We start from the raw sequence: 22,908 nt of genomic DNA, 5'->3' as shown, positions 1-22,908 counted from the left end.
CAGGCGCGGCGGGGGGCAGGGGAAACCGGGCGGAGGGCGGCGAGCATGCGGTCGGGCGCCCAGTGCAGGTTGACGGCGGTCGGGCGGGTCTGTCGCAGGCAGGTGTCGGCGGCAGCGAGGGCCGCGTCGGAGGCGTCGTGACGCAGGGCCAGCGCCATGCCGAAGGCGGCGGTGGCGCCGATCAGCGGAGCGCCGCGCACCTGCATGTCACGGATCGCCGTGGCGGCAGCTTCGAGGCTGTCGAGGCAGAGAAAACATTCCCGGTAGGGCAGGCGGGTCTGGTCGAGGATGATGACCTGTTCGCCATCGCGGCGCAGGGTGGGGCAGCTGTCGGACACGGCATATTCCTTTTTGGATATCCGCGCGATTGTATCGGGGCGCTTCCGCCCGGTGCAGGCAATTGCGGGTTGTCGGCAACTGGCCGGCGCGGGCGCCATCTGCCAGAATCCGCGGGCCTGTTCCGGAGCCCTTGTCATGCCGACTTTTCCTGCTGCTGTCGTATCCCGCCTGCCCGCCGTGGGTACCACCATTTTCACGACCATGAGCCGCCTTGCCCAGGAGTGCGGGGCGATCAACCTGTCGCAGGGTTTTCCTGATTTCAGTGCCGAGGACGTGCTCTTCGAGCGGGTTGCCCACTGGATGCGCGCCGGGCACAACCAGTACGCGCCGATGGCCGGTGTGCCGGCCCTGCGCCAGGCGATTGCCGACAAGGTGCGCGCGCTGTACGGCGCCAGCTACGATCCCGAGCACGAGATCACCGTGACGGCGGGGGCGACCCAGGCATTGTTCACCGCGGTGGCGGCGCTAGTTCATCCGGGTGACGAGGTGATCGTCTTCGAGCCGGTTTACGATTCCTATGTGCCGGCGATTGAACTGCAGGGCGGTATCGTGCGCCGGGCCCGGCTGGCGGCGCCGGATTATCGCCCCGACTGGCAGGCCGTGCGGGCGCTGTTGTCGCCGCGCACGCGGATGATCATGATCAACACGCCCCACAACCCCACCGGCACGGTGTGGACCGAGGCCGACCTGAACGCGCTGGCGGCGCTGACCCGCGATACCGGCATCATCGTGGTGGCCGACGAGGTGTACGAGCACATTGTTTTTGACGGTGTCCACCACCAGAGTGCGGCCCTTTACCCGGAGCTGGCGGCGCGCAGCGTGATCGTTTCGAGCTTCGGCAAAACCTATCACGTGACAGGTTGGAAGGTGGGTTACGTGCTGGCGCCGCGGGCGCTGATGACGGAGTTTCGCAAGGTGCATCAGTTCAATGTGTTCACCGTGAATACTCCGGTGCAACTGGCGCTGGCCGATTACATGGCCGATGCCTCACGGCACCTGCAACTGGCTGATTTTTACCAGACCAAGCGGAATTTTTTCCGGGCCGGGCTGGCGGGCACCCGCTTCGAACTGCTGCCTTGCGCCGGGACTTACTTTCAAACCGCCCGCTACACCGCCATCTCGGCGGTGCCGGACACGGAATTCGTCGACTGGCTGACCCGCGAGGTGGGCGTGGCGGCGATTCCCCTGTCGGCCTTCTTTGGCGACGGACGCGACGAGAAAGTGATCCGTTTCTGTTTTGCCAAGCGGGACGAGACCCTGACGGCGGCTTTCGAGCGGCTGGGGCGCTTCTGCTAAACTGCCCCGGAACCCTGTGGAGTCTCCGTCGTGCGCAATATTTTTCTTTTTATCCTCGTTCTGATCGGCATTTTCTACGTCCGGCGTGCCTTGCGCCGGACTGGCAGGGCCGATGGGCAGGCCGCTGACGAGGCGCGTGGCGCCCCTGCGGAGGCCCCGCGCGAGCAGGTCGTCATCGAGCAGATGGTGGCCTGCGTGCATTGCGGTCTGCATGTGCCGGAGAGTGAGGGCCTGCATGGCGCGGGCGGCTTCTACTGCTCGGAGGAGCACCGCCGCCTCGGTCCCCGTTCGTGAAAATCGCCGGCGCGGTATTTGGGGACACTTCTTCTTCTACTGACGGCGCTGTCCGTACGGAGCCCCTGCGCTACCTGAACCTGTTTCGCCTGGTTCTTGCCGGTCTGTTCCTGGTGGCGGGGCGTTCGCTGCAACTCGGGAGCGATTCACCGATCCTCTTCGTGGGCGCGGCGTTTACTTATCTTGCCGCCGTGCTGATTCTGGGTTTTCCCGACGCGGCCCGGCTGATGGGCACGAACCGGCTGGTAACCGTGCAGGTGCTGGTGGATATCACCCTGCTGACCCTGATCATGTGGGCCAGCGGCGGTTACCGCAGCGGGATTCCGACCCTGATCCTGGTTGCGCTGGCCGGTGCCGGGCTGGTCGGACAGAGCCGCATGGTGCTGTTTTATGCGGCTTATGCGTCGGTGGCGGCCTTGCTGGAAAACGGATTCCGTTTTTTGTCGGGGCGCGAGTCGGTGGATTTTTTCACCGTTGGCATCACCTGCATCGGCTTCTTTGCCATCGCCCAGGTGGCCCGCCTGCTGGCCCAGCGGGCCATCGCCAACGAAGATCTGGCCCGCCAGCGGGGCACCGATCTGGCCAACCAGTTGCGTCTCAACCGGCAGATCATCCAGGACATGCAGGACGGGGTGCTGGTGGTCGGGGAGGGCGGTGTGATTCGCCAGTTCAATCCCCAGGCCATTGCCCTGCTCGGCCCTGGCCTGCGCGACGGCGGCACGCTCAAGGAGTGCGCGCCGGCCCTCGAGCGGGAATTGCAGCGGCGCGACGAACTGGGCAGTTCGGCCCACAGCGTGCGCGCCGACAGCAGCGGCATGATGCTGCTGGCGCGCTTCCTGCCTGCCGGCGAGGCCAATGAAACGCTGATCTACCTGGAAGACTTCGGGCGCATCCATCGCCAGATCCAGCAGGTCAAGCTGGCGGCACTGGGGCGCCTGACTGCCAGCATTGCCCACGAGATCCGCAATCCGCTGGCCTCGGTGTCGCAGGCCGCCGAATTGTTGATGGACGAGAAGCGCAGCGAGATGCAGGCCCGGCTGATCCGCATCATCGGCAACAACGCCCAGCGCATCGACCGCCTGGTGGGCGACGTGCTGGCCCTTGGCCGACGCGACGAGGCCCTGCCCGAAACGCTGCCGCTGGCGGCCTTCGTCGAAGAGTTCCTCGAGGAGTTTTCGGTGGCGGATGCGGGGGTGGATCGGGGGATCGTCGTCAGCGCGGTGCGACCCGATCTCGAGATATCGATGGACCGGGCCCATCTCCGGCAGATTCTGTGGAATCTCGTCGGCAACGCCCGGCGACATTGCAGTGGTCAGCCGGGTGCGGTAAAAATCAGTGCCGAGCTGCTCGATGACGGTCGTGTGGCCCTGGATGTGTCCGACGACGGTTCCGGTATTCCGGAAAGCCTCCGCGGGCAGGTTTTCGAACCCTTTTTTACGACTCATTCAAAAGGGACCGGCCTGGGACTTTATATTGCCAGGGAGCTGGCCGAAGCCAATGGCGCAGTGCTTGAGTTGTGCGGCCATGCGCCGTCGGCACTGCCTGGTGCCCATTTTCGCATTATCGGACACGTCAAACCATGATCCAGAATGAAAGGCGGGCTCGCCCTGGCGGGCCGGATGTGCTTATCGTCGATGACGAGGATGACATCCGCGAATTGCTTGAACTCACCCTCTTGCGTCTGGGGCTGGTCAGTGACGGGGCGGCCAACCTGGCGGACGCCCGTCGCCTGCTCGATGAAAAGCGCTACCGCTTGTGCCTCACCGACATGCGCCTGCCCGACGGCAACGGGCTCGACCTGGTGCGCTACATTGCCGAGAACATCCGCGACCTGCCGGTGGCGGTGATCACGGCCTTCGGCAGCATGGATAACGCGGTGACGGCGCTCAAGGCCGGGGCCTTCGATTATCTTTCCAAGCCGGTGTCCATCGACCAATTGCGTGCGCTGGTCAAGTCGGTGTTTTCCGTTTCGTCCAGCGAGGACGAACGTCTGCGCAAGGACACGTCAAGTCTGATCGGTGATTCATCGGCGATGGTCCAGGTGCGCTCGATGATCGAAAAGCTGGCCAGGAGCCAGGCGCCGGTGTTCATTTCGGGCGAGTCGGGCAGCGGCAAGGAGCGCGCGGCACGGATGATTCACGACCTCGGCCCGCGGGCGGCAGCCCCCTTCGTTGCCGTGAATTGCGGGGCAATCCCCGAGAATCTGATGGAGAGCGAGTTCTTCGGGGCCAGGAAGGGCGCTTTTACCGGTGCCGACTGCGATCGGGAGGGGTTTTTTCAGGCCGCTCACGGTGGCACCCTGTTTCTCGATGAAGTGGGCGATCTGCCCCTGCCGATGCAGGTCAAGCTGCTGCGGGCGATCCAGGAGAAGAAATTCCGTCGACTCGGCGATACGGCTGAAACGGCCGTGGATGTGCGCATCCTCAGTGCAACCCACCAGAATCTGAAGGCCATGGTCGAGGCCTCGCGCTTTCGCCAGGATCTGTTCTATCGCCTCAACGTGATCGAACTGCGTATGCCGGCCCTGCGCGAGCGCAGCGAGGACATCCCCCAACTGGCCGGGATTCTGCTCGGCAGGCTGGCGGAGTCGTCGGGCCTGCCGCCCGCGCGCCTCAGCCCGGGGGCCATGCAGGCGTTGATGGGATGTTCCTTTCCCGGCAATGTCCGGGAGCTTGAAAACATCCTCGAACGGGCCATGGCCCTGTCGAGCGGCGAACTCATCCAGGCCGATGACCTGCTTCTCGATCCGGCCGACATGGGTGAGGCGAGCCATGTGGCGCCCACCACGCCGGGCGGAACAGATTTGCAGGACTACCTGGACGAGATGGAACGCAAGGCCATCGAAGACGCCCTCGAGAAATCCGGCGGCAACCGCACGGCGGCAGCGCGCAGCCTTGGCGTGACCTTCCGTTCATTGCGCTACCGACTGGAGCGCCTGGGCATGAAGGAGTGAGCGACGCAGGACGTGCCGCCGCGCCCACCGAACCGGAGGCCATTCAGCGGGTTGTCAAGGTCCGGCGCGACTACAACACCTGGGTGGCGCGGGAAACCATCGAGGATTACGCGCTGCGCTTCACGCCGCGCAGCTTCCGGCGTTGGTCCGAGCTGCGGGTGGCCAACACGGCCTTCGGCGTGGCGTCCTTCCTGGTGCTGGAAGCGGTGGGGGCGACCCTGCTGGTGGATTACGGTTTCATCAATGCCTTCTGGGCGATTCTTGCGACCGGCCTGATCATCTTTCTGGCCGGCCTGCCGATCAGCCACTATGCCGCCCGCTATGGCGTGGACATGGATCTGCTGACCCGCGGCGCGGGCTTTGGCTATATCGGGTCCACACTGACCTCGCTGGTTTACGCCTCGTTCACCTTCATCTTTTTTGCCCTCGAAGCGGCGATCATGGCCTACGCGCTGGATCTCGCCTTCGACATTCCGCCCGCCTGGGGCTATATGTTGTGCGCCATCGTGGTGATTCCGCTGGTCACTCACGGGGTAACGGCGATCAGCCGTTTGCAGATACTGACTCAGCCCCTGTGGCTGCTGATGCTGGTGGTGCCCTACATTTTCGTGTTCCGCGAGCGGCCGGACATCCTCTCCAGCATCAGCGGCTACGGCGGCGAGCACGGCGCCGGGGCGGGTTTCAATATTCACGCCTTCGGGGCGGCGCTCACCGTCGGCATCGCGCTGATCACCCAGATGGGCGAGCAGGCTGACTACCTGCGCTTCATGCCCGAGAAGACGCCCGCCACCGCTCGCCGGTGGTGGATGGGTGTGCTGCTGGGCGGGCCCGGCTGGGTGGTGCTGGGGGTGGTCAAGATGCTCGGCGGGGCGCTGCTGGCCTACCTGGCGATCAGCAATTCGGTGCCGGCGGAGCGCGCCGTGGACCCGAACCAGATGTACCTGGCGGCCTACGAATACGTCTTTCCGAACCTGCACTGGGCGGTGGGGGCGACGGCCCTGTTCGTGGTCATCTCGCAGCTCAAGATCAATGTGACCAATGCCTACGCCGGCTCGCTGGCCTGGTCGAACTTCTTTGCGCGGCTTACCCACAGCCATCCGGGGCGGGTTGTGTGGGTGGTTTTCAATACGTTGATCGCCCTGGTGCTGATGGAACTCGACGTGTTTCAGGCCATCGGCAAGGTGCTCGGCCTGTACGCCAACGTAGCCATCTCGTGGATGATGGCGGTGGTGGCCGATCTGGTCATCAACAAGCCGCTGGGCCTGTCGCCGCCGGGCATCGAGTTCAAGCGGGCGCACCTCTACGACGTCAATCCGGTGGGCGTTGGCGCGATGGGCATCGCCTCGCTGTTGTCGGTGTCGGCCTACATGGGGTTGTTTGGCGAGAGTGCCCAGGCTTTCTCGGCGCTGATTGCGCTGGTTACGGCTTTCGTCACCGCGCCGCTGATCGCCTGGGCGACCGGCGGGCGTTACTACATCGCCAGGAAGCCTGCGCCCGGTGGCGCGGCGATCCGCCAGTGCGTGATTTGCGAACGGGAGTACGAGGCCGACGATCTGGCCCGCTGCCCGGCCTATCAGGGCGACATCTGCTCCCTGTGCTGCTCGCTGGATGCCCGCTGCAACGATCTGTGCAAGCCCGAAGCGCGCCTGTCGGCCCAGTGGTCGGGGGCCATGCGCCGGATCCTGCCGCCGTCAGTGTGGCCTTACCTGGAAACCGGGCTCGGCCATTACCTGCTGCTGATGGGCGTGATTGCCCCGGGCCTGGCGTTGCTGGTGTGGTTGCTCCATTACCAGGGCCTGAGCCTGCTCGGCGACAGCGCTGAAGCGTTCGGCCCGGCCATGCGCCTGGCTTTTCTGAAGGGCTACGCGGCCTTGCTGCTGCTGTCCGGGCTGGTGGTGTGGTGGCTGGTGCTGACCCACAAGAGCCGCCAGGTGGCGCAGGAGGAGTCCAACCGCCAGACCCACCTGCTGATGAAGGAGATCGATTCCCACCGGCGTACCGACGAGCAACTGCAGCAAGCCAAGCAGGCCGCCGATCTGGCCAACCAGGCCAAGAGCCGTTACATCACGGCGATCAGCCACGAACTGCGCACGCCGCTCAACAGCATCCTTGGCTACGCGCAGATCCTCGATGGGGATGATTCAATCCCGGTGCACCGGCGTCAGGCGATCAACGTGATCCGGCGCAGTGGCGATCATCTGCTGTCGGTCATCGAGGGCACGCTGGACATCGCACGGATCGAGGGCGGCAAGCTGACCCTTGATGTGAAGCCGCTGGATTTTGCCGATTTCATGCAGCAGATCGTCGGCATGTTCGAACTGCAGGCACGCAACAAGGGGTTGGTGTTCTGCTTCGCGCCCAAGGGTGAGATCCCGCCCATCGTGCGTGCCGACGAAAAGCGGCTGCGCCAGATCCTCATCAACCTGCTTGGCAACGCGGTGAAGTTCACCGCCCGTGGCCGCATCAGCCTGCGTCTGGCCTACCGCATGGAGATGGCCACTTTCGAGATCGAGGATTCGGGGCCGGGGATTTCACCTGCCGAAATGGAGCGCATTTTCGATCCTTTTTCCCGCGGCACTTCGGCTCAGGGGGCGAGTGGGGCCGGGCTGGGCCTGACCATCAGCCGCATGTTCGCCGACGTGATGGGCGGCGAGCTGACCGCCAGCAGCGAGCCAGGGCTTGGCAGCACCTTCCGTGTGCGGCTCTTCCTGCCCCAGGTGCGCGGCGAACTGGCGGCCCGCGAGCTGCCGCGCAAGAACCTTGTTGGCTATCGGGGCGAGCGGCGGCGGATTCTCATTGTGGACAACGAGCGGGTGGACCGGGAATTCCTGATCACCTTGCTGGAACCCCTCGGCTTTGTGCTGGCACAGGCTTCGTCGGGGGAAGACTGCCTGGCGGTGCTGCCCGACTTTCGCCCGGATCTGGTTTTCATGGATCTGGCCATGCCGGGCATGGACGGCTGGGAGGCGATCCGGCGCATCCGGGCCGGCGAGTTTGCCACCACGCCGGTGGCGATCATTTCGGCCAATGCTTACGAGCGGGGCCTCAACAACGACAACAGTGCACTGGGCATCGGCGAGCACGACTTCATTCTCAAGCCGGTGCAGGTAGCACAACTGCTCGACTGGATCGGCCAGCGTCTTGGCCTCGAATGGCTGGAGGCGGATCAGCAGAGGCCTGTTGCGCCGATGCCCGCCGATCTGGTGTATCCGCCTGCGTCCCTGCTCGGGCCGCTGGCCCATCAGGTCGAGCTGGGTTACGTGAAGGGCATTCTGGCTCGCCTCGCCGAGATCGAGGCGGCCGACCCGGCTTACGCGCGCTTCGTGGTCGAAGTGCGTGACCTGACCCGCAATTTCCGTCTCGACGCCATTCCGCCCCTGCTGGAAAAAGCCCGCCATGCTTGATTTTGACCGGCTCAACGCCGACCTCGTGCTGATTGTGGACGACATCCCCGAGAACCTTTCGGTGCTCCACGACGCCCTCGACGAATCCGGCTACACGGTGCTTGTCGCCACCAACGGTGAAACGGCCCTGCAGCGGGCGCGCCACAGCGTGCCGGATGTGATCCTGCTCGACGCGATGATGCCGGGCATGGACGGCTTCGAAGTCGCCCGGCGCCTGAAGGCGGATTTCACCACCCGGCACATTCCGATTGTCTTCATGACCGGCCTCACCGAAACCGAGCACGTGGTGGCCGCCTTCGACGCCGGTGGTGCGGATTACGTGACCAAGCCGATCCGCCCGCAGGAAGTGCTGGCCCGCATCGCCGCCCACATGCAGAGCGCCCGCCTCATGAAGCAGGCGCGCAGCGCGCTGGATGCCTTTGGCCAGGCCACGCTGGCGTTGCGCCCCGACAGCGGACGGGTGGTGTGGCAGACGCCGCTGGCCAGAAAGCTGATGAAGGATTATTTCGAGGGCCAGCCGGAGGACAACGCGCCGCCGGCGGTGATGGCGTGGGTCCAGGAATCGAGCCGGGCGCGTCACGAAGGCCGGGATTTTCCGCCTCTGTACATTAACCAGGGGGCGAAGCGGCTGATCTTCACCCTGCACGAACGGACCGGCGAGGATGAGTGGCTGCTGAGCCTGCGGGAGGAGTCGGACGCGGCGGTGATTGATGCGCTGATCGCCGCCTTTCGCCTGACCACGCGTGAGGCCGAGGTGCTCTACTGGGTGATCAAGGGCAAGACCAGCCCGGATATCGGTGAAATCCTCGGTTCCAGCCCGCGTACGGTGAACAAGCACCTGGAGCACGTGTTCACCAAGCTGGGGGTCGAAAACCGGACGGCCGCGGCGTCTGTCGCCATGGCGCGCATTCGCACAGGCGGGGGCGCCGAGGCTTAGGCCACGCTGCGGCGGGCCTCGTCCTGCAGCAGGTGGGTGATGCCGGCCCCGGGCATCGGCCGGCCAAGCAGGAAGCCCTGCATGATGTGGCATTGGCGGGCGAGCAGAAAATCGCGCTGGGCTTCGGTTTCGACGCCTTCGGCCACCACTTCGAGGCCCAGGTCGCGGGCGATGGACAGGGTCGCGGCGGCAATGGCGGCGTCTTCCGGATCGCCGGGCAGATCCTGCACGAAGGAACGGTCGATCTTCAGCCGGGTGAGGGGCAGGCGCTTGAGGTAGGACAGGCTGGAATAGCCGGTGCCGAAGTCGTCCAGGGCGAGCCCGAGGCCCATGCCGCGAAGGGTGGCAAACTGATGTTCGGTTTCGGCGCTCGGTTGCATCAGGGCGCTTTCGGTGAGTTCCAGTTCGAATGTGTGGGGCGACACGCCGCTTTCAGTGAAAGCCTGGCGAACCCGGTCTACAAAGCCCGGTTTGCGGAATTGCAGCGCAGAGATATTCACTGCGACGGTCAGCGGCGGGAGCCCTGCGGCCTGCCATTCGGCCTGCTGCCGGCAGGCTTCGTTGAGTACCCAGTCGCCGATGCTCTGGATCAGGCCGGTTTCTTCTGCCACCGGAATGAAGTCGTTGGGCGAGATGCGCCCCCGTTCGGGGTTGTCCCAGCGCACCAGGGCTTCGACGCCGATCAGGCGTTGTTCGGGCATTGCCCACTGAGGCTGGTATTCGAGCACCAGTTCGTTCCGCTCGATGGCCCGGCGCAGGGCGTTTTCGATCATCAGGCGGGCATAGGCCCGGCTGTTCATGTCCGGCGTGAAGAAGCGGAAGTCGTTGCGCCCCTCGTTTTTGGCATCGTACATGGCGGTGTCGGCATGCTTGAGCAGTACGTCCACGTCGGCGCCGTTGCCCGGATAGAGGGCGATGCCGATGCTGGTGGAAACGGTCAGCTCCTGCCCGTCGATGTCGAACGGGCGGGTCAGGCTGGCGAGCAGCTTGCGCGCGACGGTGGCGGCATCGTCGGCACGGGTAAGCTGGGGCAGCAGCACGACGAATTCGTCACCGCCCAGTCGGGCCAGTACGTCTTCTTCCCGCAGGCACAGGGACAGGCGGTGGGCGGCTGCCGACAGCAGGCGGTCGCCGACAGGGTGGCCAAGGGTGTCGTTGATTTTCTTGAAGTTGTCGAGATCGAGGAACAGGACGCCCACGCGCAGCTTGTTGCGCCGGGCGAAGGCGAGGGCCTGTTCGGCGCGGCTGATCCACAGGCTGCGGTTGGGCAGGCCGGTGAGGGTGTCGTAGTGGGCCAGGTAATGGATGTGGGCTTCGGCAGCACGGCTGTCGGTAACGTCCTGGACGGTTCCGCGCAGGGTTTGGGTGCCGTCACGGCAGGAGGTCGCTTCGATGGTGAAGTGGACGATGCGCCGCTCGCTGCCGTCGTTGCGGTCAGGCAGGCGAATGTCGAGGCTGGTGCTGGTGAGTCCGCGCTCCACGTCGAGCAGGGCGTCCTGCAGGCGGGCCCGGTCATCCGGATGGATGGCCGTGATCAGGCGTGAGAGGTTGCTGTCATCGACGGCCGGGATGCCCAGGATCCGGTACAGCTCGCTTGACCAGTGGCCCTGTCCGGTGACCGAGTCGGCTTCCCAGCTGCCCAGTCGGGCAATGCGTTCAGCGTGGGTCAGGATGGCCTGCTGGGCGCTCAGGCGCCGCCCGGCATCGGCCAGCTCGGCAGTGCGCAGGTGTACCAGTTCCTCGACGCGACGGGCGTGGCCGGTGGTGGTCAGCAGGAAGGCGCCGAGTGTACCGATGCTGAGCAGGCCGATGGCAAGCAGCGTCCAGGCCTCCCAGCCCCGGTAGTACGCTGCGTAGCCTGGTTCTGCCACGAGGTGGATGGCCCAGGTCCGGCCGGCGAAGTCGAAGATTTCCACCCATGGCGTCAGGCCGCCAGCGCCTGGTTTGTCCTGCTCCGGACAGTTGGCCAGCCCCGCGAGGCGTTGTCTCCCGGGCTGCTCTGTGGTGATGTCCGACAGGCAATAGCCGATGCCATCAATGACATGCCCTCGCAGGGCACCGTTGATGGCATCTTCGATACGCAGGGCGACGAATACCAGGCCGTCCGGTTTGCCCGCTTCTGCGGGTACGGCGGGGCTGGTGCGCTGATACACGACCACACCGAGTTTGCCCTGGGTTTCCTGGGTCAGTTCGAAGGCGCGGGTTGCCGACGCTTTGCCTTTGGCAAGGGTCCGCGGGATTGCTTCTGCGGCGGCCGGGATGGTCAGAACGTTGACCCCGAGGGCTCTTCGGTTGGGTTCAAGGGGGGTGATGTAGCGGATCGGGTAGTACTCGGGCTGCGGACTGGCTGCGGACAGCTGGTTGTCACTGCCGCGATCGCGGATCATGAAGTCGCGGGTGACATCGTTGGCGCGGGCCGTGGCTTCGAGAACGGCGCGCTGCTCCGTGGGTACGCGTGGAATCCAGCCGATGGCCTGCAGCCCGCCAAATCTTGACAGCCACGGCGCCCCAAACTGCTGGAAACTGTCGTTGTCCATGGCGGGGGCGGCCACCATCACGCGTTCGGTGGACTGGAGCACGTCGAGATAATCGGAGAAGCGTGTGCGCAGCAGGCTGGAAAGGTAGCGGGCGTCCCGTTCGAAGCGGGATTGCAGGCGTTGTTGTTCCCATGTGCCGACCTGGACCTCAAGTCCGATCAGCAGGACAAGGGCGACCACCAGGGGCAGGGCGAGGGCCAGTCGGCGTGGCGCCCAGTCCCTGCGGGGAAGACCAAAGAAGACGAAGGTCAGGGGGGCGGCGATGAGGATGCCGATAGCGTCGCCGGCCCACCAGTTCCACCAGCTGAAGGCTGCTTCATCCAGGGGAATTGCGCCGAGAAGGGTGAGGGTGCCGACGCCAATGCTCGCGCTGATTACGCAACTGATTGGCGCTGCAGCAAACAGGAAGCGCAGAATCGCGCCGGCTGTATCGAGGGCATTGGGAAAGCCGATCCAGCGCCTGGCGAGGGCCGCTCCGGCCAGGGCCTGCAGGGCGGCGCCGCTACCGACGCACAGGGGCATTATCCAGTTTTGCCCCCCGAGTCCGGAGCGCAGAACCGCTTCGATGTTGGTCAGGACGGCGCCCAGAAAAATTGCCGGCCAGATCCGGTTGCCATATATCAGCAGGCCGGCGAGGGCGATCCCGGCCGAGGGATAGAGTGGCGCAACATAGCCGGGCGGGATTGCCATGTGAAGGGCAATCAGACCGCAAAGCGCGTAGGCAACGGTGATTCCTGCCATTGCTCGTAGCTGGGTCGGAGACATTGGCAGCAGTTCGATGGCGAGAATGCACCGGCTCGGCGTTATTCGGGCCGGGGTGTCGTTGGTTATGGGCAAGGGCGCATTGTAACTCCGCCCTGCCTTGCAGATCGCCTTTCTAGTCCTGAAGGTTCCGGTAGGCGGCTCCGCATTTCCCGTGCCCTGCGCATCCGGACTCCCGGTTTTGTTGCGATGCGGTAGTATCGCGAACCCGTTCCGGGAGGACCCGGTGCCTGACGGCCTGGCCCCCGGGCGGACGGGTGGATTGCTTTGGTCAATCCGCGTCCCGTATCCGGTCGTCCGGCCTGTTCAAAGGTGTCTCAGGAGAGCTGAATGTCCACGGTGCTTGCTTCAGGGCAGGAAAAGCAGTCGCAGAAGGAAGTCTTGCCCGTTGCGCTGGCTGCGATGGGGGTGGTGTTCGGCGACATCGGCACGAGTCCCCTCTATACGATGAAGGAAGTGTTCAGTGGGTCCCATGCGGTCCCGGTGACGCCGGACAATGTGCTGGGGATTCTGTCCCTGGTTTTCTGGGCGCTGACGATCGTCGTCTCTCTGAAGTACATCATGTACATCATGCGTGCCGACAACCGTGGCGAGGGAGGCATCATGGCCCTCACCTCGCTGGCCTTGCGCACCAACAAATCGCCGCGCATGGGGGCTGCCATGGCCGCCCTCGGCCTGTTCGGGGCGGCGCTCTTTTACGGGGATGGCGTGATCACGCCGGCGATCTCCGTGCTGTCGGCGGTCGAAGGTCTCGAGGTGGTGACGCCCGCTTTCAAGCCTTACGTGTTGCCCATTTCCCTGGTCGTGCTGACCGGCCTGTTCCTGATCCAGAGCAAGGGGACGGCGCGGGTCGGGGCGATCTTCGGCCCGGTCATGCTTTTCTGGTTCACGACGCTGGGCGCGCTCGGGGCCCTGAATGTGATGCGCCATCCCGACGTGCTGCGGGCGATCAATCCGGTCTACGCCGTGGCGTTCTTTGCCAACAACCAGTGGCACGGCTTCCTGGCCCTTGGGGCGGTGGTACTTGCCATTACCGGTGGCGAGGCCCTGTATGCGGACATGGGGCATTTTGGACGCCGTCCGATCAAGCTGGCCTGGTTCGGTTACGTTTTCCCGGCCCTGTACCTGAACTATCTGGGACAGGGTGCCCTGATTCTCGACAATCCGCTGGCGGTCAAGAGCCCCTTCTATCTCCTCGTCCCCGAGCCTTTGCTGCTGCCCATGGTGGCCTTGTCCACGCTGGCCACCATCATCGCTTCGCAGGCGGTGATCTCCGGGGCCTTCTCGCTGACCAAGCAGGCCGTGCAGCTTGGTTATTGCCCGCGTATCCACATCATTCATACGTCTGAAAAGGAAGTCGGGCAGATTTACGTGCCGAACGTGAACTGGATGCTGCTGGGGGCGGTGATCGCCCTGGTGATCGGCTTCCATTCGTCGAGCGCCCTGGCCTCAGCCTACGGGATTGCGGTGACGCTGACGATGATGATCGACACCGTGCTGGCCTTTGTGGTCGTGCGGGCGCTGTGGCAATGGACCCTGGGTCAGGCGATTCTTTTCCTGGCGCTGTTTTTTACGGTCGACTTTGCATTTTTCACGGCCAACAGCGTGAAGATTTTTGATGGCGGATGGTTTCCGCTGGCCATGGGCCTGGCGGTGCACACCTTGCTGATGACCTGGAAAAAGGGGCGGGCGGCGCTCACGGAGCGGATGCGGGTGGATACGATGCCGCTGGACCTGTTCATCCAGTCGATGTTCCACGACCCGCCGATTCGCGTGCCGGGCATGGGGGTGTTCATGACCACGGCGCCGGATGGCGTGCCGCGGGCGCTCTTGCACAACTTGCTGCACAACAAGGTGCTGCACGCCCGCGTGGTGCTGGTGAATGTGGTGACGGAGGATATTCCCTATGTGCCCGATGCGGAGCGGGTCAGGGTCGAGGAGCTTGATTTCGGTTTTTACCGGGTTTTTGTCCGCTACGGTTTCAAGGACGATCCGGATATTCCGGCAGCGCTGGAGATGTGTGAAACGCAGGGCCTGCCTTTCGAGTTGATGGAGACGTCGTTCTTCCTGGGGCGGGAGACCCTGATTCCCCGCGTAGGCTCGTCCCTCAATGCCTGGCGTGAGCGGTTGTTCATCCTGATGTTCAGAAATGCCCATAGTGCCGCGGAGTTCTTCTGTATTCCGGCCAACCGGGTTGTGGAGTTCGGTACCCAGATCGAGCTGTAAGGCGGTGTAGCGGCGTGCCAGGGGATGCGTCGCTACGAATGTTTCAGGGTGACGATAGTCTTTGAAGACTTTTGTGACCATGGCCGGCTGTCGTCCGCCTGCTTTTTAGGGCTTCGGCCACGGGGCCCGGTTGCATGTCACTTTATGTGCAATGTAATTTTTCGTGTGACAGGCATCACGCGCGCGCCCGCTGCTTAGGGATATCGTTCGGTTGCACAGTTCTTCACGCATTTGGCAATTTTGCGATGCACAAATGGCATGACCCTCAAGCCATGTTCATAGATAATGTGTGGCGATTTTTATGAGGTGCTGCGCTGCAGCACTTCCTTGGTTGATCTAATTTGCATGGGCGGTCGCCTTAAAGGGTGATCGAAGCTCCGAATGCTAAAACTCTTCAATCATTACGTTCCGTCCAATACGGTTCTGCAGCTGCTCTTCGATGCGATGCTGCTGTTCGTTGCGGTAGTGGCCGTATTTGTGCTTCAGGAACAGGTCGATGTCACGCTGCTGATCGCGGTGATTCCCTCGGCTTTTGCGTTTGCCGTCACGATGATGATCCTTAACGGTGCACTCGGTCTCTACCGGGTAAACTTCGGGGCGGACTTCCGCGAGACCGTGATGCGGGTCGGGATGTCCATCGTGCTGAGCATTCCTGTGGCCTACGGTATTTTTCGGGTGTTGCCCTGGGGCGAAGTGGCTCACGAGGCGGCTGAACTGAATGTGATCGGCCTTTTGGGCTTTGTGGTGGCCGTACGTGGTTTCGCGGTCCGGCGTGTGGGAGCAGGTGTGTTGGTCAAGCGAATCATGGTTATCGGGACGGGGGCGGATGCGGTTGCCGTTGAGCACGCCCTGTCAAATCCTGGCAATCCCAGTCTGCAGGTGGTGGGTTTCTATCCGGCCGGTTCGGGCGACGAAGTGCGCGTCGATCCGAAGCGGGTCGTCCATTTCGATGGCAATCTGCTCAATGCTGCGAATCACTTGCGGGTGAACGAAATCATCGTGGCAGTCCGGGAGCGGCGGGGCGGTGTGATTCCCCTGCGCGAACTGCTCGATTGCAAGATGGCGGGCATCAAGGTGCTCGATCTTTCCAGTTTCTTCGAACGGGTTCGCGGTCAGGTTCGCATCGACTCCCTGCGCGCCAGCTGGCTGATATACGGTGAAGGCTTCCGGCAAGGCTGGGGGCGGACGCTGGTCAAGCGTATTTTCGATCTCGTGGCCTCGTCGATTCTTTTGGTGTTGGCGGCCCCGGTGATGGTTCTGGCGGCGATTCTGATTGCCGTTGAGGACGGTGCTCCGATTTTCTATCGCCAGGAACGTGTCGGCCTCGGCGGCCGCTTGTTCAAGGTAACCAAGTTCCGCAGCATGCGCCGCGATGCCGAGCGCGATGGCAAGCCGCGCTGGGCTTCCGCCAATGACGATCGTGTCACGCGTATCGGACGTTTTATCCGCAAGGTGCGTATCGACGAGTTGCCGCAGTTGTTCAACGTATTGAAGGGGGACATGAGTCTGGTAGGGCCCCGTCCCGAACGGCCGTTCTTTGTCGATCAGCTGACCCGTGACATTCCGTTCTATGCCGTTCGCCACTGCGTCAAGCCGGGTGTTACCGGCTGGGCCCAGGTTCGCTATCAATATGGTTCATCGGTTGATGATGCAATCAACAAGCTGCAGTACGATCTCTACTACGTCAAGAATCACACGCTCTTTCTCGATACGGTAGTCTTGTTCGAGACTGTGAGGGTTGTGTTGACCGGTGACGGCGCACACTGATTCCCTTCGGTATCTCCCCGTAAACGCGGGGTTGAGTCCAGACGCTCCCGCTTATGGGGGCGTTTGCTTTTCCGTTAAGGTCTGATGGAATTCATCCTTTCCCAAGTTTCGGTCTGGAGCTACGCGTTCGCCACGCTCGTGCACGCGGTTTTTGGTCTCTATCTTGTCGTGGCCTGGCGCAAGGGGGCGCGCGGCGGTTTTCTTATTGTCGCCACCCTGGTGAGCGCCCTGTGGGCCGGAGCCAGTTGGGCGTTTTCAGCAACGGGCTGGATCTGGCTGTTCCAGCTGGCCTGCCTGCTGGACGTGCTGAGGCTTGGTGCCTGGTTCGGCTTTCTCCTCGCGCTGCTCTCGCAGCCTTCTCAGGACAGCTCCGAGAACGCGCTTCCCGGCTGGCCCAGGCCCTGGGTGCTGGGTGTCATTACCTTGAGTGCCGCCGGGGTGCTCTGCCTCAGCGTGGGGATTCCCGTCTATGGGACGCCCTTGCGTACCTGGGCTGCGACTTCACTGTTTTCTTCCGTCTTCGGGCTGGTATTGCTCGAATTGTTTTACCGCTCGGTTCCGGAACGTTCGCGCTGGGGGATCAAGCCGGTGGCCCTGGCCCTGGGGGGCCTATTTGCATTCGATGTGTATCTCTACGCAGATACCCTTCTCTTTAGCCGTCTTCACCCGGTGATCTGGAGTGTGCGCGGGTTTGCACACACACTAACGATTCCCCTGGTGGCAGTGTCTGCATCCCGGAACCCCGAGTGGACGTTCCGGGTTTCGGTTTCCCGGCATGTCGTCTTCCATTCCACGGCGCTGGCTGGCTCCGGGCTGTATCTGCTGACGCTTGCCGGCGCCGGTTATTACATGCGCTATTTCGGCGGTGAATGGGGTGAGGCGCTGCAGTTGGCGCTGACCTTTGGTGGCGCGCTGCTGTTGTCCGTGATCGCCTTTTCGGGGGCCTTCCGGGCTCGTCTGCGCGTACTGCTTGCCAAGCATTTCTTTGCTTACCGTTATGATTACCGCAAGGAGTGGCTGGGCGTGACCCAGGCGCTGTCGATGGCTGGCGATGGTCTGAGTCTTGGCGAGTCGGTGGTCAAGGCCTTGGCCGACCTGGTCGAGAGTCCCGGCGGCGGCGTATGGCTGCGCGATGCCAACGGGGAATACAGCCAGCAGGCCCGCCTGAACATGCCTCATTACGCTCTCCAGGAGCACGAAAATTCCGAATTCGCACGTTACCTGCTGGAGCGGGAGTGGGTGGTGAATCTGGCGGAGTTGCGCGGCGCTCTGGTGTCGCCGAGCGAGTTTCCCCTGCCGGAATGGGTCTCCGAGCTGTCGGACATGTGGCTGATCGTTCCGCTGATTTCGTCCGGTGTGCTGGTTGGATTCGTGGTGCTGCTGACGCCGCGTACGCCTGTTGATGTGAATTGGGAGGTGCTCGATCTCCTGAAGATGGCCGGCCGGCAGGCGGCCAGCTATTTTGCCCGGATGCAGGCTGCGGAGGCGCTCCTGGAAGCCCGCAAGTTCGACGCCTTCAACCGCATGTCGGCGTTTGTTGTGCACGACCTGAAGAACCTCGTGGCCCAGTTGTCGTTGATGCTGCGTAATGCCGAGCGGCACAAGGACAACCCGGAGTTTCAGGCGGACATGCTTGACACGATTCGGCACGTTGAAGAGCGGATGCGCGGCCTGATGGCGCAGCTCATGGAAAAGACGCCGATCAACCAGCGCAAGCCGGTGCACTTGAAACCGCTGATCGAGCGTATCGTCCAGTCGAAGCGCATGTTCAATCCGTGCCCGGTATTTGTGGCGGGCGCGCCTGATATTTCCGTTCTTGCCCATTCGGAGAGGCTTGAGCGCATCCTCGGGCACATCGTGCAAAATGCCCTAGACGCGACTTCTGAGCATGGTAGTGTAGTCATAGAGCTATCCCAGGAGCGTAATCAGGCGTGTGTCACGGTTCGGGATACCGGATCGGGGATGTCTTCTGCATTCGTTCGCGAGCAGCTTTTCAAGGCCTTTCAGACAACCAAGGCAAGTGGAATGGGCATCGGCGCCTATGAGGTGCAGCAATATGTCCATGAGCTGGGAGGAAGTCTATCGGTGCAGAGTGAAGTAGGTTCAGGAACCTGCTTTGATGTCAGATTGCCGATTGCCGATTACTCCCGGAACGCCGGTAACGAAGCGGTAGCAAACTAGCCATATGAGTGATAAACGCAGGACTTTGCTGATTGTCGAGGACGATCCCGCGCTGCAAAAGCAGATGCGCTGGGCCTTCGATCAATACGAGACGGTAGTTGCGAACAATCGCGAAGAGGCGATTGCGCAGTTAAGGCGGCATGAGCCTGCAGTTGTCACGATGGATCTCGGCCTTCCGCCGGCGCCGGATGACGTAACGGAAGGTTTTCGGTTGCTGGGCGAAATTCTCGCACTGGCACCCGACACCAAGGTCGTCGTGCTCACCGGACAACATGATCGGGAAAATGCCGTGCGCGCCGTCGGCATGGGGGCCTACGACTTCTTCGCCAAGCCCTTCGAGCCCGAACTCCTTGCCCTGACGCTCGATCGCGCCTTGCGCCTGTATGACCTGCAGCAGGACAACCGCAAGCTGAAAGTCCAGCAGGGAAGCGCCCTGTCGGGTGTCATCACGCGGGATTCGGGCATGTTGCGGGTGTGCCGCCTGATCGAAAAGGTTGCTTCTGCCAATGTCACCGTGATGCTGCTAGGCGAGAGTGGAACGGGCAAGGAGGTTCTGGCGCGGGGCCTGCATGAACTGTCCCCGCGCCGGAATGAGCGCTTTGTGGCAATCAACTGTGCGGCGATTCCCGAGAACCTGCTCGAAAGCGAGTTGTTCGGCTACGAAAAAGGGGCGTTCACCGGGGCCGTGAAACAAACCCTCGGCAAGATCGAATTTGCCAACAAGGGCACCCTGTTCCTGGATGAAATCGGTGATCTGCCGATGCCCCTGCAGGCCAAGCTGCTCCGTTTTCTGCAGGAGCGGGTCATCGAGCGGGTTGGGGGGCGCGAAGAGATTCCGGTCGATGTGAGAATCGTCTGTGCCACCCACCAGGACGTCAAGGGTCTGATCCAGGTAGGGCGCTTCCGCGAGGATCTGTACTACCGTCTTGCCGAGATCGTGGTGGACATTCCGGCCCTGCGTGATCGTGATGGCGATGCGGTGCTGCTGGCGCATGCCTTTGTGCAGCGTTTTGCTGCCGATCATGGTCGGGGTACGATGTCCCTTACCGATGATGCCGTGCAGAGTATCGAGTCACATCGGTGGCCGGGTAATATCCGGGAGCTCGAAAATGCGATCAAGCGTGCCGTCATCATGGCGGACGGAAACTGTATCGCTGCCGATGATGTCGGCCTGAATGTAGATGCCGGGGAAGAGGCCCTCGAGGCGCTCAACCTGCGCGTTGTCCGTGAAGAGGCCGAGCGGCGTGCTGTTGTCAGGGTCATGGCCAGAGTCAATGGCAACGTGGCCCGTGCTGCCGAGGTACTCGGCATCAGCCGCCCAACCCTCTACGATTTAATGAACCGCTTCGGACTGAAGAAAGAGACTTCAACGTGATTCAAGGATCCATGCAAATGCGCTCCCAGACAAAACGCAGCATAGTTCGGAACACTGCGGTCAGTGCCCTTTGTGCCTTGCTCCTGGCTGCATGTGGTGCCAGCCCTGAGTCGATGATCGCGTCCGCCAAGGACTATCTGGCCAAGGATGACCGGAGTGCGGCCACGATTCAGCTCAAGAATGCGTTGCAGAAAAACCCCAGCTTCGCGGAAGCCCGCTACCTGCTCGGCAAGGTCAATTTTGACCAGGGCGATTATGCCGGGGCCGAAAAGGAGCTGAAGCGGGCGCTCGATCTGGGTTTCTCTCCCGATCTGGTCGTGCCTCTCCTCGCCCAGAGCCTGCTCGCGACGGGGCAGGGGCCGCGGATCAGCGCCGAACTTGCCAGCCAGAACCTGACACAGCCGGAAGCCCAGGCCAGTTTCCTCACCTCGCAGGGGTATGCCGCCCTTGGCCAGGGCAAGACTGAAGTTGCTGCAGAGGGGTTCCAGTCCGCCCTGAAGGCGTCTGCAGGCTTTCCGCTGGCCCGGGTCGGACAGGCGCGCGTTCGTGCAATTGGCCGGGATCTCGAAGGGGCTCTTGCCGACGTGGATGCCATCCTCAAGGACGCTCCCAAGCTTCCCGAGGCGCACAGCCTGCGGGCTGACCTTTTGACTGCGCTGAATCGTCCGGATGAAGCCATCGTCGCCTACGAGGCCGTCATTGCCGGCAAGCCGGCGGATGTGATTGCCTATCAGAATCTTATCTCCCTGCTGCTGCGTGCCAACAAGGTGGACGTGGCGCAAACCAAGATTCAGGCCATGAAGAAAGCGTCGGGCAATCATCCGCTGGCACTTTACCTGCAGGCCTACGTAGACGTCCGCAATGGCAAGAACAAGGAGGCCTACGATGGCGTCCTGCAGGTGCTGCGCGTGGCTCCGGGCTATGTTCCCGCAATGTTGCTGGCCTCCACGCTGCAGCTGCAGCGCCAGGATTTTGCCCAGGCCCAGGAAAACCTGACAAAGATACTGGAGAAGAGTCCGAACCTTGTCATCGCCCGTCGCCAGATGGTTGCTGCCTATCTGGGGCTGCGTGAACCGGCCAAGGCGCAGGAGGCTCTCCAGCCGCTGCTCAAGGACGCCGGGGACGATATCGGGGTGCTGAACCTTGCCGGTCAGGTGTACGCCATGAATGGCGACTTCACGCGCTCCGAAGAGTTTTTCCGTCGCGCCAGTGTGGCCGATCCCAAGAATGCCCAGTATCGCACCCGCCTGGGGGTTTCGCGGCTTGCCGCAGGGGAAACCGATCAGGCTTTCCATGATCTGGAGGCGGCCTCCGCACTTGATGCAAACAACATTCAGGCGGACATCACCCTGATCATGGCCCACCTGCGCCGCAATGAAACGGCCAAGGCCATGAGTGCCGTACAGGCACTCGAAAAGAAGAAGCCGGCTGATCCTGTTACCTACAACATGAAGGGTGGGGTCCTGCTCGCCAGCAAGGATTTTGCCGGCGCACGCAAGGCCTTCGACAAGGCGCTGGAACTCAAGCCGGATTTCCTGCCGGCTGTCAGCAACCTGGCCAGGCTCGACATCACCGACAAGCAGCTTGATGCCGCGCGCAAACGTTACGATAGTTTCATTGCCAAAAACCCGAAGAGCGGCCAGGCTTACCTCCAGTTCGCAGAGTTCATGGCGATGACCGGTGCGCCCGGCAAGGATGTTCAGGCCCTGCTGGAGAAGGGGCTGACGGCTGTCCCCGATTCGCTGCCGATCCGCATGGCGCTGGTGCGCCTGCTGATTCAGTCCGGCGATGCAAAGCGGGCACTTCTCCTCGCCCAGGAAGCCTCCGCGACCGCGCCGGAAGATACTGCGGTTCAGGATCTGCTTGGGCGTGCCCAGGTGGGGGCCGGGGAGCTTCAGCAGGCCTTGAGTACCTACAGCAAGCTGGCGCCGAAGATGCCCAACTCGCCCGCGCCGCTGGTCGCCATGGCTGATCTGCAGGTGGCCACCAAGGATTTGTCCGCCGCGGAGCAGAGTTTGCGCAAGGCAATTGCCATCAAGCCGGACACCGTCGAAGCGCAGCAGCGTCTGATTGCCATTCTGCTGGGCAACAAGAGGGCTGATGCGGCTATCGGTGTGGCGAAGGACATACAGAAGCAGCGCAAGGACGCGGCTGTTGGATACGTTCTTGAGGGCGAGATCCTTGGTGCCATGGGCAAGAAGGTTGAAGCCTTGCCGCCCTTTGAAGAGGCCTTCAAGCGCGACAAGAGTCCGCAGTCGGTTGTTCGCCTGTACCGGGCCCGAGCTGCTGCCGGTCAGTCCGCCGAGGCTGCCAAGCTGGCTGCCGATTGGGTCAAGGCCAATCCGAAGGATCTGGTCCTGCGCTCCTATCTGGCCGAGCGCAGCCTGACTGAACAAAAGTATGAACTGGCGGCGCAGCAGTATCGCCAGATGCTGGAACTTGCTCCCAAGAACCCCATGCTGCTGAACAATCTGGCCTGGGTGCTCGGCAAGCTCGGTGACAAGAGTGCAATCAGTGTCGCTCAACAGGCGGTTGCCCTGGCGCCGAACAGCCCGGTCGTTCTCGACACCCTCGGTGGTCTGCTGATGGACAGTGGCGATACCGCGAAAGGGGTGGAGCAGCTCAAGAGGGCAGTCAGCCTCGGGCCCAATTTGCCGGCCTTGCGTCTGAACCTTGCCAAGGCCCTGGTCAAAATTGGCGACAAGGATGGTGCGCGCAAGGAGCTGGATGCGGCGATGAGCAAGGCGCCGGAAAAATCAGCTATCCGTGCCGAGCTCGATAAGCTCAAGGCTTCGTTGTAATCGTTTTCAGCAAAATTAATTTCAATCAGGAACGAT

The 22,908-nt window shown here is 62.8% G+C and carries 12 protein-coding genes and 1 pseudogene; 11 read left to right on the top strand and 2 right to left on the bottom strand.

Features of this window, described 5'->3' with window-relative positions:
- Positions 1 to 338, bottom strand: a pseudogene (locus ETQ85_RS18760) (S-methyl-5-thioribose-1-phosphate isomerase); the annotation flags it as partial.
- A gap of 136 nt (positions 339 to 474) precedes the next feature.
- Here ETQ85_RS18760 and ETQ85_RS18755 point away from each other — a divergent pair.
- From ETQ85_RS18755 to ETQ85_RS18730, 6 genes are read left to right on the top strand one after another with little or no spacing between them, the layout of a single operon-like run.
- The gene (locus ETQ85_RS18755; protein WP_148580606.1) at positions 475 to 1,635 is read left to right on the top strand and encodes a pyridoxal phosphate-dependent aminotransferase; all 1,161 of its coding nucleotides are present in this window, start codon (positions 475 to 477) and stop codon (positions 1,633 to 1,635) included.
- A 30-nt stretch (positions 1,636 to 1,665) separates the two neighbouring features.
- Complete coding sequence (locus ETQ85_RS18750) at positions 1,666 to 1,929, top strand: PP0621 family protein (protein WP_148580605.1); 264 nt, start codon at positions 1,666 to 1,668, stop codon at positions 1,927 to 1,929.
- On the top strand, positions 1,926 to 3,512 hold the full coding sequence (locus ETQ85_RS18745) for a sensor histidine kinase (protein WP_320381713.1): 1,587 nt from the start codon (positions 1,926 to 1,928) through the stop codon (positions 3,510 to 3,512). The genes ETQ85_RS18750 and ETQ85_RS18745 overlap by 4 nt, the downstream gene beginning before the upstream one ends.
- Positions 3,509 to 4,882, top strand: coding sequence for a sigma-54-dependent transcriptional regulator (locus tag ETQ85_RS18740; RefSeq protein WP_148580604.1), 1,374 nt, complete (start codon positions 3,509 to 3,511; stop codon positions 4,880 to 4,882). The genes ETQ85_RS18745 and ETQ85_RS18740 overlap by 4 nt, the downstream gene beginning before the upstream one ends.
- The gene (locus ETQ85_RS18735) at positions 4,879 to 8,286 is read left to right on the top strand and encodes a hybrid sensor histidine kinase/response regulator (protein WP_222862209.1); all 3,408 of its coding nucleotides are present in this window, start codon (positions 4,879 to 4,881) and stop codon (positions 8,284 to 8,286) included. The genes ETQ85_RS18740 and ETQ85_RS18735 overlap by 4 nt, the downstream gene beginning before the upstream one ends.
- A complete protein-coding gene (locus ETQ85_RS18730; protein WP_148580602.1) occupies positions 8,279 to 9,223 on the top strand; it encodes a response regulator transcription factor in 945 nt (314 codons plus the stop codon). Before ETQ85_RS18735 ends, ETQ85_RS18730 begins: the two co-directional genes overlap by 8 nt.
- Here ETQ85_RS18730 and ETQ85_RS18725 read toward each other — a convergent pair.
- Positions 9,220 to 12,501 carry an EAL domain-containing protein gene (locus tag ETQ85_RS18725; RefSeq protein WP_281283108.1) on the bottom strand — a complete coding sequence of 1,094 codons (3,282 nt, stop codon included), beginning with the start codon at positions 12,499 to 12,501 and terminating at the stop codon, positions 9,220 to 9,222. The genes ETQ85_RS18730 and ETQ85_RS18725 overlap by 4 nt on opposite strands.
- A gap of 351 nt (positions 12,502 to 12,852) precedes the next feature.
- Here ETQ85_RS18725 and ETQ85_RS18720 point away from each other — a divergent pair, with 351 nt between their 5' ends.
- From ETQ85_RS18720 to prsT, 5 genes are all read left to right on the top strand, one after another.
- Complete coding sequence (locus ETQ85_RS18720) at positions 12,853 to 14,748, top strand: potassium transporter Kup (protein ID WP_148580600.1); 1,896 nt, start codon at positions 12,853 to 12,855, stop codon at positions 14,746 to 14,748.
- 381 nt (positions 14,749 to 15,129) lie between these two features.
- Positions 15,130 to 16,515 carry a TIGR03013 family XrtA/PEP-CTERM system glycosyltransferase gene (locus tag ETQ85_RS18715; protein WP_148580599.1) on the top strand — a complete coding sequence of 462 codons (1,386 nt, stop codon included), beginning with the start codon at positions 15,130 to 15,132 and terminating at the stop codon, positions 16,513 to 16,515.
- Positions 16,516 to 16,599: 84 nt separating this feature from the next.
- Positions 16,600 to 18,696 carry an XrtA/PEP-CTERM system histidine kinase PrsK gene (gene prsK / locus ETQ85_RS18710; protein WP_148580598.1) on the top strand — a complete coding sequence of 699 codons (2,097 nt, stop codon included), beginning with the start codon at positions 16,600 to 16,602 and terminating at the stop codon, positions 18,694 to 18,696.
- 4 nt (positions 18,697 to 18,700) lie between these two features.
- Positions 18,701 to 20,071: a PEP-CTERM-box response regulator transcription factor gene (gene prsR, locus ETQ85_RS18705; RefSeq protein WP_148580597.1), complete on the top strand. Its 1,371-nt coding sequence runs from the start codon at positions 18,701 to 18,703 to the stop codon at positions 20,069 to 20,071.
- An 11-nt stretch (positions 20,072 to 20,082) separates the two neighbouring features.
- Positions 20,083 to 22,872: an XrtA/PEP-CTERM system TPR-repeat protein PrsT gene (gene prsT / locus ETQ85_RS18700; RefSeq protein WP_148580596.1), complete on the top strand. Its 2,790-nt coding sequence runs from the start codon at positions 20,083 to 20,085 to the stop codon at positions 22,870 to 22,872.
- The last annotated feature ends 36 nt before the right edge of the window (positions 22,873 to 22,908 follow it).

The organism is Zoogloea oleivorans, assembly GCF_008107625.1.
Lineage (GTDB): Bacteria > Pseudomonadota > Gammaproteobacteria > Burkholderiales > Rhodocyclaceae > Zoogloea > Zoogloea oleivorans.
The sequence above is the reverse complement of the archived record's forward strand: the minus strand, read 5'-3'. Positions and strand labels throughout refer to the sequence as shown.

Excerpts from the sequence above, each read along its gene's own strand:
- ETQ85_RS18755 (WP_148580606.1), top strand. The coding sequence starts at position 475 with ATGCCGACTTTTCCTGCTGCTGTCGTATCCCGCCTGCCCGCCGTGGGT.
- ETQ85_RS18740 (WP_148580604.1), top strand. The coding sequence starts at position 3,509 with ATGATCCAGAATGAAAGGCGGGCTCGCCCTGGCGGGCCGGATGTGCTT.
- ETQ85_RS18730 (WP_148580602.1), top strand. The coding sequence starts at position 8,279 with ATGCTTGATTTTGACCGGCTCAACGCCGACCTCGTGCTGATTGTGGAC.
- ETQ85_RS18725 (WP_281283108.1), bottom strand. The coding sequence starts at position 12,501 with ATGGCAGGAATCACCGTTGCCTACGCGCTTTGCGGTCTGATTGCCCTT.
- ETQ85_RS18720 (WP_148580600.1), top strand. The coding sequence starts at position 12,853 with ATGTCCACGGTGCTTGCTTCAGGGCAGGAAAAGCAGTCGCAGAAGGAA.
- ETQ85_RS18715 (WP_148580599.1), top strand. The coding sequence starts at position 15,130 with ATGCTAAAACTCTTCAATCATTACGTTCCGTCCAATACGGTTCTGCAG.
- prsK (WP_148580598.1), top strand. The coding sequence starts at position 16,600 with ATGGAATTCATCCTTTCCCAAGTTTCGGTCTGGAGCTACGCGTTCGCC.
- prsR (WP_148580597.1), top strand. The coding sequence starts at position 18,701 with ATGAGTGATAAACGCAGGACTTTGCTGATTGTCGAGGACGATCCCGCG.
- prsT (WP_148580596.1), top strand. The coding sequence starts at position 20,083 with ATGCAAATGCGCTCCCAGACAAAACGCAGCATAGTTCGGAACACTGCG.